We start from the raw sequence: 13,884 nt of genomic DNA on the forward strand, positions 1-13,884 counted from the left end.
CTTGGTTTTTGTGCATGGTTAACTTGATCGGATTGGCCCAGCCTCTCGACGTCGGCGGCGTCAGAATACGCAACCGCGTCTTCCTCGCGCCGATGTCGGGGATCACGGACGAGGCGTTCAGGCGGCGCGCCCATGGGCATGGCGCAGGCCTGGTTGTGTCCGAAATGGTGGCCAGCGGCGAACTCGCCAAGGGCAGGGCGGGTTGTGACCTGCGGATACGCCATTCCGGACTGCCGGTCCATATGGTTCAGCTTGCCGGGCGCGAGGCCATGCATATGGCCGAAGGCGCGCGGATCGCCGCGGGCGAGGGCGCCGACATCATCGACATCAACATGGGCTGCCCGGCCAAGAAGGTTACCGGTGGCTATGCCGGTTCGGCATTGATGCTGGACCTCGACCACGCGCTCTCGCTGATCGAGGCCGTGGTAGGAGCGGTCAAGGTGCCGGTGACCGTCAAGATGCGGCTGGGTTGGGACGAAGGCGCACTCAACGCTCCTGTCCTGGCGCGCCGGGCCGAGCAGGCAGGCGTCAGGATGGTCACGGTCCATGGCCGCACACGCTGCCAGTTCTACCTGGGCAAGGCGGACTGGCGCGCCATCGCTCGCGTCAAGGAGGCTGTTTCCATTCCGGTCGTCGCCAATGGCGATGTCTGCTCCCCAGGCGAGGCAGCCGCCGTTCTCGAACAGTCCGGCGCCGACGCGTTGATGGTCGGTCGCGCCCATTATGGCGCGCCGTGGGTCGCCGGCGGCATCGCTGCGGCTGCCGCCGGGACATTTTCGCCCGGCATTCCCGAGACCCCGCAAGCGATTGCCGACTATGTCGTCGCCCACTACGAGGACATGCTGGCGCTTTACGGCATCGAGAGCGGCCTGCGCCAGGCGCGCAAGCATCTGGGCTGGTATCTCGATCGACATGCCGGAGGTGTCGCTGGGGAGAGTAGGAAAGCGATATTGACCGCGTCCGAACCTGCCTGCGTCATTGCCTTGCTGCGTGACGTGTTTTCGCGCGATCCGCAAACCTTGAACCTGCGGAGCGCCGCATGACCGCAAACTCTGGCCAAGGCATTGAAATGGCGGGTGCTGCCCAGATCGTACTAAACACGATCCGCCGCCCGGTGATCATGATCAGCGAGGAAGGCTTCATCACCTTCGCCAATGCCGATGCCGAGGACTTCTTTCGCTCCAGCGCGACCATGCTGGCGCGCAACACCCTGTCCAAGCTCATACCCTTCGGCAGCCCCCTGCTGACACTGGTCGACCAGGTGCGTGAGCGCCGCGCGCCCGTCAACGAATATCGGGTCGACGTTTCGTCGCCGCGCCTCGGCATCGAAAAGGTCGTCGATCTCTATGTCGCGCCGGTGCCGGAGTTTCCGGGCTCCGTCGTGGTCATGTTCCAGGAGCGGTCGATGGCCGACAAGATCGACCGGCAGATGACGCATCGCGGCGCCGCGCGCTCGGTGACCGGTCTGGCGGCGATGCTGGCGCATGAGATCAAGAACCCGCTCTCCGGTATCAGGGGGGCGGCTCAGCTGCTAGAGCTGTCCGCTTCCGATGAGGATCGCGCGCTGACGCGGCTGATCACCGACGAGACGGACCGTATCGTGTCGCTGGTTGACCGCATGGAGGTGTTTTCCGACGAGCGGCCGATCGACCGCTATCCCGTCAACATCCATGTGGTGCTCGACCACGTTAAAGCGATCGCAAAGAACGGTTTCGCAAGGAAAATCAAGATATTGGAGGACTATGATCCGTCATTGCCTCCGGTATTTGCCAATCGCGACCAGCTGATCCAGGTGTTCCTCAACCTGATCAAGAACGCCGCCGAGGCGATCGGCAGCGACCCCCAGGGCGAGATCGTGCTGTCCACCGCCTTCCGGCCCGGTATCCGCGTTTCGGTTCCGGGCACGCAGGACCGCGTATCGCTGCCGCTGGAGTTCTGCGTGCGCGACAATGGTTCCGGCGTCTCGGAGGATATCCTGCCGATCCTGTTCGATCCCTTCATTACCACCAAGCCGAACGGCTCGGGGCTCGGGCTGGCGCTGGTCGCCAAGATCGTCGGTGAACATGGCGGCATCATCGAATGCGATTCGACGCCGCGCGCGACAACATTCCGGGTCCTCATGCCGGCCTGGAAGGAAACGGCGCTTGGCGCTGATCAAGACGGTGAAGGAGACCGCAAATGACCGTTCGCGGCAATATTCTGGTCGCCGACGACGATGCTGCGATCCGCACCGTTCTCAATCAGGCCCTGTCGCGTGTCGGTCACGAGGTGCGCGTCACCTCCAACGCGTCGACCCTGTGGCGCTGGGTCGCGGCCGGCGAGGGTGACCTCGTCATCACCGACGTCGTGATGCCGGACGAGAACGCTTTCGACATGCTGCCGCGCATCAAGAAAGCGCGGCCGGAACTGCCCGTCATCGTCATGAGCGCCCAGAATACCTTCATGACGGCGATCCGCGCCTCCGAAACTGGCGCCTATGAATATCTGCCGAAGCCTTTCGACCTGACCGAACTCCTTAACATCGTCAACCGCGCTTTGTCCGAGCCCCGGCGGCCGAAGATCGATGCCAGGCAAGAAGAGCCGCCCGAAACGATGCCGCTGGTCGGCCGTTCGGCGGCCATGCAGGACATCTACCGCATGCTGGCGCGGATGATGCAGACCGACCTGACGGTGATGATTTCGGGCGAATCCGGCACCGGCAAGGAACTGGTGGCACGAGCGCTGCATGAATATGGGCGCCGTCGTGGCGGTCCGTTCGTTGCCATCAACATGGCGGCTATCCCGCGCGATCTCATCGAATCGGAATTGTTCGGCCACGAGAAGGGGGCTTTCACCGGCGCGCAGAGCCGCTCGACCGGCCGCTTCGAGCAGGCGGAGGGCGGCACGCTGTTCCTCGACGAGATCGGCGACATGCCGATGGAGGCGCAGACGCGTTTGCTGCGCGTCCTGCAGCAGGGCGAGTACACGACTGTCGGCGGCCGCACGCCGATCAAGACCGATGTGCGCATTGTCGCCGCCACCAACAAGGACCTGCGTACGCTGATCAACCAGGGCCTCTTCCGCGAGGATCTTTTCTACCGTCTCAATGTCGTGCCGCTCAGGTTGCCGGCGCTACGCGAACGCTCGGAGGACGTGCCCGATCTGGTGCGCCATTTCTTCAAGCTCGGCGAAATGGAGGGGCTGCAGACCAAGCGCATCTCTTCCGGCGGCATCGAACTGATGAAGCGCTATCCCTGGCCAGGCAATGTGCGCGAGTTGGAAAACTTGGTCCGCAGGCTCGCCGCGCTTTATTCGCAGGACGAGATTTCCGCCGAGATCATCGAGACGGAGCTCAAGACAGGCGAACGCCACGTGGTACCAGGCGGCGGCAATCTCATTCCCGACGATCTTTCCATTGGGCAGGCGGTGGAGCACTTCCTGCAGCGCTATTTTGCCTCCTTTGCAGGCGAATTGCCGCCTGCCGGTCTGTACGAGCGCATCCTGTCCGAAGTCGAATATCCGTTGGTGCTGGCTTCAATGACGGCAACCCGCGGCAACCAGATCAAGGCCGCGGAGCTTTTGGGACTCAACCGCAACACCCTGCGCAAGAAGATTCGCGAATTGGGCGTCAACGTTTACAAGTCCTCCCGCCAGACCTGAGCCCGCGCTGCATACAGGATCTTTTCAGGGGACCGACCGGGGAAAGAGTCCTGTAGTTGTCACACTTGTTGCATAATCGCCACAATGCGTTGCATAGATCGGACGCAATCACTGGCTCTAGACGGCGACATGGCTCCGCAAACACCTGTACTCAACAAACCGCTCTTCAGCGAACCTGGCGCGCGTGACGGGCGCCGGCTGCTGGCACTGCCTGGCGTGGTGGCGGTCGTCGGTGCCTTGGTCATGGCGGCTATTTCGTTCGCCATCCTGGTCGGTGCGACACCGATTGCGCCTGACGCCAAAACGACCTGGGCGCTGATCGCTCTCAACGCCGCCTTCGTGCTCTTCCTCATCGCGCTGGTTGGACGCGAGGTACATCGCATCGTCATGGCGCGCCGGCATGGGAAGGCGGCTTCCCGGCTGCATGTGCGCATCGTTGCCATGTTCGCCCTCGTTGCCGCCATTCCCGCCATCATGGTGGCGATCATCGCCTCGATCACGCTCGATATCGGCCTTGATCGCTGGTTCGAGATCCGCACCAAGACCATCGTCAACTCGTCACTGTCGATCGCCGACGCCTATGTGCAGGAGAACGCGCGCAACCTGCAGGGTACGACGCTGTCGATGGCCTACGATCTTGATGCCTCCCGCACGCTCTACGGCCTCGATCGCACCGGGTTTCTCGACCTCATGAACAAGGAAGCCGTGGGTCGCTCGCTGGCGCATGCCGCGCTGATCAAGCCCGATGGCTCCTTCGTCATGAGCGCCAAGACTGATGCCGATTTCGCCATGCCGGAACCGCCGGAAGGAGCGGTGGCCACCGCCACCGACGGCAAGCCGGTGCTGATCGAGCCGCGCACGCGCAACATCATGGGCGCCATCGTCAAGCTGCGCGAGATCGATGGCCTCTATCTCTACACCATCCGTCTGGTCGACCCCGAGGTGATCAAGGCGCGGCAGATCGTCAGGTCCAACACCGACGAGTATCGCAATCTCGAGGACAACAGGCGTACCTCGCAAGTGGCGTTTGCACTGCCCTATCTGTCGCTGACCCTGATCATCATCCTGTCGGCAATCTGGACCGGCATAGCTGTTGCCGACCGGCTCGTGCGGCCGATCCGTCAGCTGATCGGCGCTGCCGACGAAGTCGCGACCGGCAATCTCGACGTCGCGGTGCCGGTGCGGCCATCCGATGGCGATGTCGCCTCGCTCGGCGACACGTTCAACAAGATGCTGCTGGAGCTCAAATCGCAACGCAACGAGATCCTGTCGGCGAAGGACCTGATCGATGAGAGGCGCCGTTTTTCCGAAGCCGTGCTTGCCGGCGTCACCGCCGGCGTCATCGGCGTCGACCCTTACGGCATCATCACCATCGTCAATCGTTCTGCCGAATCGATGCTGGCCGTTTCCGCCAGCGCGGCACTTGGGCAGAATCTGTCCGCGATCCTGCCGCATGTCGGCCGCGTCTTCGAGATCGGCCGTAAATCCGGCAAGCCGGTCCACCGCGAACAGGTGACGTTCTATCGCGCCGGCGCCGAGCGGACCTTCAATGTGCAGGTCACCATCGAGGCCGGCGCCGATGGCTCGGAGGAAAAATCCTATGTCGTGACCGTCGACGACATCACCGATCTGGTTCAGGCCCAGCGCTCATCCGCTTGGGCCGACGTGGCGCGGCGCATCGCCCACGAGATCAAGAATCCGCTGACGCCGATCCAGCTTTCCGCCGAACGCATAAAGCGCCGCTACGGCAAGGTCATCACCGAAGACCGCGAGGTTTTCGACCAGTGCACCGACACCATCATCCGCCAGGTGGAGGATATCGGCCGCATGGTCGACGAGTTCTCGGCTTTCGCGCGCATGCCAAAGCCCGAGATGAAGGCCATCGACCTGCGCGAATCACTGCGCGAGGCTTCCTTCCTGGTCGAAGTCAGCCGCGCCGACATCACCTTCGAGCGGATATTCGGGAACGAGCCGCTCAAGGGTACATTTGACAGCCGCCTGATGGCCCAGGCTTTCGGCAATGTGATCAAGAATGCCGCCGAGGCGATCGACGGACTGGAACATAAGGACGGTTCGCACGGCATAATCCGGATTCAAGCCGGCCGTCAGAATGGCGCGATTCGCATCGACGTCATCGACAATGGCAAAGGCCTGCCGCGCGAGAATCGCCAACGGTTGCTGGAGCCCTATATGACAACACGTGAAAAGGGCACCGGGCTTGGTCTCGCTATCGTCAAGAAGATCGTGGAGGACCATGGCGGCAGGCTGGAACTCCATGACGCGCCTGCGGATTTCCACGGCGGGCGCGGCGCGATGATCAGCATCATCCTGCCGCCTGCGACCAGCGCGCTGCCGCGCGCCGAAAGCAAGGCGGACCACGAAAGAGAAACTGAAAAGGTCGACAATGGCGTCTGATATTCTCATCGTCGATGACGAGGAAGACATCCGCGAACTCGTCGCGGGCATCCTGAGTGACGAGGGTCACGAAACCCGTACGGCATTCGATGCCGACAGCGCACTGGCGGCTATCGCCGACCGAGCACCGAGGCTGATCTTCCTGGATATCTGGCTGCAGGGCTCGCGTCTGGACGGCTTGGCGTTGCTCGACGAGATCAAGACCATGCACCCGAACCTGCCCGTGGTGATGATTTCAGGCCACGGCAACATCGAAACGGCGGTTTCCGCCATCCGTCGCGGAGCCTATGATTTCATCGAAAAGCCGTTCAAGGCCGACAGGCTGATCCTCATTGCCGAACGCGCACTCGAGACCTCGAAACTGCGCCGCGAAGTTTCCGACCTCAAGCTGCGCAGCGGCGAGACTTTCGATTTGATCGGCATGTCCTCGGCGATGAGCCAGTTGCGCCAGACCATCGAGCGCGTCGCGCCGACCAACAGCCGGGTGATGATCGTTGGCCCTTCCGGATCGGGCAAGGAGCTGGCCGCCCGCGCCATCCATACGCTGTCGACGCGCAAGGGCGGGCCGTTCGTAACGCTGAGCGCCGCCAATATCACGCCTGAACGCATGGAGATCGAACTGTTCGGCACCGAATCGAACGGGGTCGAACGTAAGGTGGGGGCGCTGGAGGAGGCCCATCGCGGCATTCTCTACATCGACGAAGTGGCCGACATGCCGCGCGAGACGCAGAACAAGATTTTGCGCGTGCTGGTCGAACAGCAATTCGAGCGGGTGGGCGGTACTAAGCGGGTCAAGGTCGACGTCCGCATCATTTCCTCGACCTCGCAGAACCTCGAGGCGATGATCGCCGACGGGCGTTTCCGCGAGGATCTCTACCACCGGCTCGCCGTGGTTCCGGTCATGGTGCCGGGACTGGCCGAGCGGCGCGAGGACATCCCCTATCTCGTCGATAACTTCATGAAGCAGATCGCCCGCCAGGCTGGCATCAAGCCACGCCGTATCGGCGACGACGCCCTGGCCGTGCTGCAGGCGCACAACTGGCCGGGCAACGTGCGTCAGTTGCGCAACAACGTCGAGCGACTGATGATCCTGGCGCGCGGCGAGGACGTGGACGCGCCGATCACCGCGGATCTGCTCCCGTCCGAAATCGGCGATGTCATGCCGCGCACGCCAAACCAGTCGGACCAGCACATAATGGCGCTGCCGCTGCGCGAGGCACGCGAACAGTTCGAAAAGGACTATCTGATCGCCCAGATCAACCGGTTCGGCGGCAACATTTCGAAGACGGCCGAGTTCATCGGCATGGAGCGTTCCGCCTTGCACCGCAAGCTGAAGTCGCTGGGCGTCTGACCGGATCCTCGGTGGCCCACGCGATTGTCCGTTACCTGCACCGCGGAATCGCTTAAACACGCCAAACCAAATCTCCCGAGGTGACCATGCCGCGCATTGCCTATGTGAACGGGCGCTACATCACTCATGCCGATGCCGCCGTGCATATCGAGGATCGCGGCTATCAGTTCGCCGACGGCGTCTACGAGGTCTGTGAGGTGGCGCGCGGCTTCATCGTCGACATGCCGCGCCACCTTGCCCGGCTGAACCGCTCGCTGACCGAACTGTCGATCGCCTGGCCGGTGACACGCAATGTGTTGCCGCTGATCCTGCGCGAAGTGGTCAACCGCAATCATGTCGTCAACGGCCTTGTCTATGTTCAGGTGACGCGCGGTGTCGCCAGCCGGGAATTTGTCTTCCCATCGGCGGACACCAAGCCCACGCTGGTGGTGACAGCCAGGAAGGCCGATCCTGCCGCGGGAGCCAAGCGAGCCGAGGCCGGTATCGCCGTCATCACCGTGCCGGAGAACCGGTGGGACCGTGTCGACATCAAGACCGTTGGGCTGCTGCCCAATGTATTGGCCAAGCAGAAGGCCAAGGAAGCGGGCGCGCAGGAGGCGTGGTTCGTGGATGCCGACGGCAACGTCAAGGAAGGCGGGTCGTCGAATGCCTGGATCGTTACCGGGGATGGCGTTCTGGTCACCCGGCCGGCCGAACATGGCATTCTGCGCGGCATCACGCGCACCACCATGTTCGAAGTCGCGGCAAGGCTCGGCCTGAAGATCGAGGAACGGGAATTTTCCGTCGCCGAGGCCAAAGCGGCCCGCGAAGCATTCATCAGTTCCGCGACGACTATTGCCATGCCGATCGTGGCCATTGACGGCGATCCCATAGCCAATGGCCACCCCGGCTCAATAACACTTTCGTTGCGGCATGCCTTTTTTGACATTGCGGAAAAAAGTCCAGCCTGATAACCGCACAGGTGGAATGAACATCAATATATCTCGTTCTGCTTGTCGTTACTGACGACAAGTGGGTGTTTGTGCGCTTGACATGTGCCCGCTAATTTGGCGCATTGGCTGCAAACCGAAGGGGATCGGCGAAAGACAAAAACAATGGCGGAACGATCGCAAAACCTTCAGGACCTGTTCCTGAATTCAGTTCGCAAGAGCAAGAACCCGCTCACCATCTTTCTCATCAACGGCGTGAAGCTGACCGGCGTGGTCACTTCTTTCGATAATTTCTGCGTCCTGCTGCGCCGCGACGGTCACTCCCAACTCGTCTACAAGCACGCCATTTCCACGATCATGCCGAGCCAACCGGTTCAGATGTTCGATGGCGAGGAAAGCCAGGGCGCCTGATTGGCACGTGAGAAGGACGCGGACGGCACGGTTCGCGGAAAACCAGCGCATCATCCCGGGACGGAAGCCAAGGGTCCGACCCGGGCCGTTGTCATTGTGCCTGTGCTTACCCGCCAACCCCGTAACGACGATGACACGAACCGTCCGCGGCTGACGCGCTCGGCCGAGGCGCGCCACGACGAAGCAGTCGGCCTTGCCCGCGCCATCGACCTTGATCTGATCCACACGGCGGTCGTGACCGTCAACGATCCGCGCCCGGCGACGTTGCTGGGCAGCGGCAAGGTCGAGGAGTTCGCCGGGATCGTCAAGGAAGGGCACGCGGAAGTGGTCATCGTCGACCATCCGCTGACGCCGGTGCAGCAGCGCAACCTCGAGAAGCAATTCAACGCCAAGGTGCTGGATCGCACCGGGCTGATCCTGGAGATCTTCGGCGAACGGGCGCGCACCAAGGAAGGCACGCTGCAGGTCGAGCTTGCCCATCTCAACTACCAGAAGGGCCGCCTGGTGCGCAGCTGGACCCACCTGGAACGTCAGCGTGGCGGTGCCGGCTTCCTCGGCGGCCCCGGTGAAACGCAGATCGAATCCGATCGTCGGCAGTTGCAGGAAAAGATCATAAAGCTGAAGCACGAGCTGGAAACCGTGCGCCGCACCCGCGACCTGCACCGCGCCAAGCGCAAGAAGGTGCCGTTTCCAGTGGTGGCGATCGTCGGCTACACCAACGCCGGCAAGTCGACGCTGTTCAACAAGCTGACCGGAGCAGGGGTGCTGGCGCAGGACATGCTGTTCGCCACGCTGGATCCGACACTGCGCCGCGTGCGGCTGCCGCATGGCACGCCGATCATTCTTTCCGACACGGTGGGCTTCATTTCGGACCTGCCGACGCATCTGATCGCGGCGTTCCGGGCGACCTTGGAAGAGGTGGTCGAGGCCGATCTCGTCATCCATCTGCGCGACATTTCCGATCCCGACACGGCGGCGCAAGCCGAGGATGTCGAGCGCATCCTCGCCGATCTCGGCGTCGACGCCAGCGACGCCAGGCGCGTGATCGAAGTCTGGAACAAGATCGACCTCCTGGACGAAGGCAATAGGCAGCGGCTGCTCGCTGACAGCGCCGACGGTTCCAAAGAGCCGCCGATTGCCGTATCGGCGGTGTCAGGCGAAGGCATCGATGCGCTGAAAGCGGTTATCGAAACGCGGATGGCCGGCGAACTGCAAGACCTGACGGTGACGATCGAGCCCGCACAATTCGGCTTGGTCGACTGGCTGTATCGCAACGGCGATGTCGTTTCGCGAACCGACAATGACGATGGCAGCGCCACTATTTCGCTGAAGGCGACGCAAAGCGCCCGCGAAGAGATTGAAAGCCGATTGCGTCGCAAAAACAACAGCTAACGCGCAGAAATTCGAGGAAAAGTTATCGCGGTTTTCCGTCCGGAATTGCCGGAGCCATAGGCTTACCTTGCAGTTTTTGCTTCCTGCCAGAGCGCTTCCATCTCCTCCAGGCTGGCTTCCTCCAGCGAGCCGCCTGATTTTTCCAGGGCCTGCTCGACATAGTGGAAGCGTGAGCGGAATTTCTCGTTGGTGCCGCTGAGCGCCGCCTCCGAATCGAGCTTCAGGTGACGGCCGAGATTGACGACGGCAAACAACATGTCGCCGAACTCGTCCTTGATCGAGGCCGTTTCGCCCTTGGCGAGAGCCTCGCGCAACTCCCCGATCTCTTCCTCGATCTTGTCCAGGATGGGAGCAGCCTCGCTCCAGTCGAAGCCGACCCGGGCGGCTTTTTCCTGAAGCTTCAGCGCTCGCGTCAAGGCGGGCAGGGCGACCGGAACACTGTCCAGGAACCCCTTGCCGTTGTCCTCCGGGTCGAGGCCGCGCGCGAGGCGGGCTTGTCGCTTCTCGACCTTCTCCTGCGCCTTGATCTTCTCCCACATGCCCTTGGCCATGCCGGCGCTGCGGGCCTTCTCGTCGCCAAAAACGTGCGGATGGCGGCGGATCATCTTGGTGGTGATGGCCTGGACAACGTCAGGGAAGGCGAATTCGCCGGCTTCCTGCGCTATCTGGGCATGGTAGACGACCTGCAGCAGGAGGTCACCGAGTTCGTCGCGCAAATCGTCGAGATCGCCGCGCGCGATGGCATCCGCCACCTCGTAGGCCTCCTCGATCGTATAGGGCGCAATTGTGGAGAAGTCCTGCTCGATGTCCCACGGGCACCCGGTCTTCGGCGCCCGCAACGCCGCCATGATCTCGATCAGGCGTGAAATGTCTTTCGATGGCGTCATGGAGCGGATGCTATCGCGCGAACCGCCACTCGGCCAACGCTGTCAGCCGGCGAGGGGACCTTGTCCACAGGCGCACCGTACCCGCCCCGTCAGTCCAGCACGGAAACAATTGCCTTGGCGAGGTCATCCATGCCGTCCTCGGGCAGGCCGGCGACGTTGATGCGGCTGTCGCCGACCATGTAGACGGCGTGCTCGGCGCGCAGCCTTTCGACCTGCGCTTCCGTGAGGCCGAGCCGCGAGAACATGCCGCGATGGCTGGCAACGAAGTCGAAGCGGTCGGAATTGGATTGCCTGCGCAGCGCCTCGGCGAATGCGACCCTAAGCCTCAGCATACGAAGACGCATCTCTTCCAGTTCTGCTTCCCAGTCGGCACGCAGCGCGACGTCTTCCAGGACGATGCGCACCGCTGCGGCGCCATGGTCGGGCGGCATCGAATACATGGCGCGCGCCGCCGACAGCATCTGGCTCATCGCGACGTCGGCCTGCGCGCCGTTCCTGGCCAGGACCATCGCCGCGCCGACCCGGTCGCGGTACACCGCGAAATTTTTCGAGCAGCTCGACGCGACAACCATTTCCGGAACTTTCGCGGCCAGAAGCCGCAAGCCGAGGGCATCGGCCTCCAGGCCGTCGCCAAAGCCTTGATAGGCGATGTCGACAAATGGCAGCAGGCCGCGCTCGACGGCGAGATCGGTGACGGCCTCCCACTGGGCCGCGTCCAGATTGGCGCCGGTCGGATTGTGGCAGCAGCCATGCAGCAGCACCACGTCGCCGCTGTTGGCCGACCGCAGCGCCGCCAGCATGTCGTCGAAACGAACCGCTCCCGAGGCAGCATCGAAATAGGGATATTCGCGAATCTGCAGGCCGGCGGCACGCATCACCGGCATATGGTTCGGCCAGGTCGGGTCGGAGACCCAGACCGTGGCATCCGAACGCATCCGCTTGAGCAGTTCTGCCACCAGCCGCAGCGCGCCGGAGCCACCGGGCACCTGTGCCGTCCGGATGCGCGACAGGTCCGCGCCCGGACCGAAGGCGAGCTTGGCCATCACAGTGTTGAACCCGGTATCCCCGGCAAGACCGAGATAGGTCTTGCTATCCTGGCCCTGCAGCAGCCGCTTCTCGGCCTCCCGCACGGCGCGCATGACCGGCGTCTTGCCGTCGCGATCCTTGTAGACGCCGACGCCGAGGTCGACCTTGCCAGGACGTGGATCGGCGCGATAGAGCCCGATCAGCGCAAGAATCTTGTCGGCGGGAGCTGGCTGCAGGTCTTCGAACATCATTTTGGTTCCGTTGGCGCGGCGGAGTGATACGCAAATTGGCCAGGTTTCACCAGCGGTTTTGATCGCGCCGACGCGAAAGGCGGCACCTGTTGGTGCGGCTTTTCAACCACTTCAGAGAAGGCATGCCATGCTCGTCCGTCTGACCATGATCTGCGCCGGTGCGACGGCGGCGACCCGGAAAGGGCGGTTTCCCTTGGATGAACCGCTGGAGCCAGGATCGCTGACATTGGCAAGGGCGGTGCGAGGGACGCTGCGTCGCGCCGACCGTGTGTGGACAGCGCCGGCGCTTCGCGCCTGTCAGACCGCCGAGGCGCTGTCGCTGGACGCGTCCGTCGATCCGATGCTGGCCGACCAGAACTATGGACTATGGGCGGGCAAGAGCGTTGAAGAGGTGCAGGCGCGACAGCCTGAAGAAATCGCCGCATGGCTCACGGATCCGAATGCGGCCCCGCATGGTGGCGAGCCGCTGGCCGAGGTTGTCCGACGGATCGCCGGATTGATGGATCGAGTGATCGCCGAACGTGGCCATACCATCGCCGTGACGCATGCCAGCGTCATCCGCGCCGCGATCCTGCATGTTCTCGGTGCGCCGCTTGCCGCCAGCTCGAAGATCGACGTCGAGCCACTGAGCATCACCGATTTTCGCAGCGACGGCCGCCGATGGGTGTTGCGCGCCTGCGGTGTCACCGCTTCCAAACCGGCAAAACCACTTGGACCTAAGGGTGCTCACGGCACCTAGGCGGGACGAGATACCTGCAACCGATATCTCCCGCGAAGAAAAATCGGCACGGCCAGGATTAAAATCCCCACATGCTCCGTAAACAGGGCATGAAACGGTCGATGCCGCGCTTTGACATCATAGGACAGCTCGGGTCCCTGCGGCGCTACGCCCGTTCGCTGACGCGCGACGGCGTCGACGCCGAGGATCTCGTGCACGACGCGCTGGTGCGCGCCTATGACCGGCGCGGCACGTTCCGCTCCGGCGGAAATCTGCGCGCCTGGCTGCTGTCGATCGTCCACAACACCTTCATCGACCGCGTGCGCTCGCGCCGCTCGGAAGCGGCACGCCTCGAACAGGCCCGATATCTGGCCGACGGCAGCACCCCGGCGCCGCAGGAACACTCCGTGCGCTTGGCGCAGGTTCGCCAAGCCTTTTTCAGCCTGCCGGAAGAGCAGCGCTCGGCGCTGCACCTGGTCGCCATCGAAGGGCTCTCCTATCAGCAGGCCGCCAACGCCAGCGGCGTGCCGCTGGGCACGCTGATGTCGCGTATCGGCAGGGCGCGCGAGGCCTTGCGGCAGATGGAAGAGGGGCCCGCCCGGGGCAAAAATCATCTCAGGATCGTGGGAGGTGACTCATGACCGCTCTTGTCGACCCGGTTACGGACGCCGATCTGGACGCCTATGTCGACGACCAGCTCGACGTTAGCCGCCGCATCGCGGTCGAAGCCTTCCTGTCGGCGCGTCCGGACACGGCCGCGCGTGTGATGTCGGATCTGCGCACCCGCGACGAACTGCGCGTGGCGCTGGCCGGCTCCGAAGGCATGGCGCGGCCGGCGACGGCCGACGCGGCGCGGCGGCTGGAG

The 13,884-nt window shown here is 63.2% G+C and carries 12 protein-coding genes and 1 pseudogene; 11 read left to right on the forward strand and 2 right to left on the reverse strand.

The genetic code is table 11. The features are described 5' to 3' along the window. Positions 1-14 precede the first annotated feature (14 nt). The 8 genes from dusB to hflX all read left to right on the forward strand — a co-directional run bounded on the left by dusB (position 15) and on the right by hflX (position 10,137). On the forward strand, positions 15-1,043 hold the full coding sequence (gene dusB / locus X739_RS139590; RefSeq protein ID WP_023773677.1) for a tRNA dihydrouridine synthase DusB: 1,029 nt from the start codon (positions 15-17) through the stop codon (positions 1,041-1,043). After that, a complete protein-coding gene (locus X739_RS139585; protein ID WP_023773678.1) occupies positions 1,040-2,182 on the forward strand; it encodes a nitrogen regulation protein NR(II) in 1,143 nt (380 codons plus the stop codon). Before dusB ends, X739_RS139585 begins: the two co-directional genes overlap by 4 nt. Further along, complete coding sequence (ntrC, locus tag X739_RS139580) at positions 2,179-3,639, forward strand: nitrogen regulation protein NR(I) (protein WP_023773679.1); 1,461 nt, start codon at positions 2,179-2,181, stop codon at positions 3,637-3,639. Before X739_RS139585 ends, ntrC begins: the two co-directional genes overlap by 4 nt. 129 nt (positions 3,640-3,768) lie before the next feature. After that, on the forward strand, positions 3,769-6,054 hold the full coding sequence (locus X739_RS139575) for a PAS domain-containing sensor histidine kinase (RefSeq protein WP_023773680.1): 2,286 nt from the start codon (positions 3,769-3,771) through the stop codon (positions 6,052-6,054). Continuing rightward, the gene (locus X739_RS139570) at positions 6,044-7,405 is read left to right on the forward strand and encodes a sigma-54 dependent transcriptional regulator (protein ID WP_015317919.1); all 1,362 of its coding nucleotides are present in this window, start codon (positions 6,044-6,046) and stop codon (positions 7,403-7,405) included. The genes X739_RS139575 and X739_RS139570 overlap by 11 nt, the downstream gene beginning before the upstream one ends. Positions 7,406-7,491: 86 nt before the next feature. Continuing rightward, a complete protein-coding gene (locus tag X739_RS139565; RefSeq protein ID WP_023796049.1) occupies positions 7,492-8,355 on the forward strand; it encodes a D-amino-acid transaminase in 864 nt (287 codons plus the stop codon). A 144-nt stretch (positions 8,356-8,499) separates the two neighbouring features. Next, positions 8,500-8,745 carry an RNA chaperone Hfq gene (gene hfq / locus X739_RS139560; protein WP_006202172.1) on the forward strand — a complete coding sequence of 82 codons (246 nt, stop codon included), beginning with the start codon at positions 8,500-8,502 and terminating at the stop codon, positions 8,743-8,745. Beyond that, the gene (gene hflX / locus X739_RS139555; protein WP_023783976.1) at positions 8,746-10,137 is read left to right on the forward strand and encodes a GTPase HflX; all 1,392 of its coding nucleotides are present in this window, start codon (positions 8,746-8,748) and stop codon (positions 10,135-10,137) included. A gap of 62 nt (positions 10,138-10,199) precedes the next feature. Here hflX and mazG read toward each other — a convergent pair whose 3' ends face one another. Together mazG and X739_RS139545 are read right to left on the reverse strand one after the other, a co-directional pair. Next, positions 10,200-11,024 carry a nucleoside triphosphate pyrophosphohydrolase gene (gene mazG, locus X739_RS139550; RefSeq protein ID WP_023796050.1) on the reverse strand — a complete coding sequence of 275 codons (825 nt, stop codon included), beginning with the start codon at positions 11,022-11,024 and terminating at the stop codon, positions 10,200-10,202. 89 nt (positions 11,025-11,113) lie between these two features. Further along, complete coding sequence (locus tag X739_RS139545) at positions 11,114-12,298, reverse strand: amino acid aminotransferase (protein ID WP_031252465.1); 1,185 nt, start codon at positions 12,296-12,298, stop codon at positions 11,114-11,116. Positions 12,299-12,428: 130 nt separating this feature from the next. Between X739_RS139545 and X739_RS139540 the strand changes: the two genes are divergently transcribed. The 3 genes and pseudogenes from X739_RS139540 to X739_RS0135680 all read left to right on the forward strand — a co-directional run. Further along, entirely contained in the window at positions 12,429-13,040 is a 612-nt protein-coding gene (locus tag X739_RS139540) for a histidine phosphatase family protein (protein ID WP_023773685.1), read from the forward strand. A gap of 101 nt (positions 13,041-13,141) precedes the next feature. Beyond that, the gene (locus X739_RS139535) at positions 13,142-13,660 is read left to right on the forward strand and encodes a sigma-70 family RNA polymerase sigma factor (protein ID WP_023796052.1); all 519 of its coding nucleotides are present in this window, start codon (positions 13,142-13,144) and stop codon (positions 13,658-13,660) included. Beyond that, positions 13,657-13,884: pseudogene (locus X739_RS0135680) on the forward strand (anti-sigma factor); the annotation flags it as partial. The gene X739_RS139535 and the pseudogene X739_RS0135680, both read left to right, overlap by 4 nt.

This window comes from Mesorhizobium sp. LNHC209A00, assembly GCF_000502915.1.
Classification (GTDB): Bacteria; Pseudomonadota; Alphaproteobacteria; order Rhizobiales; family Rhizobiaceae; genus Mesorhizobium.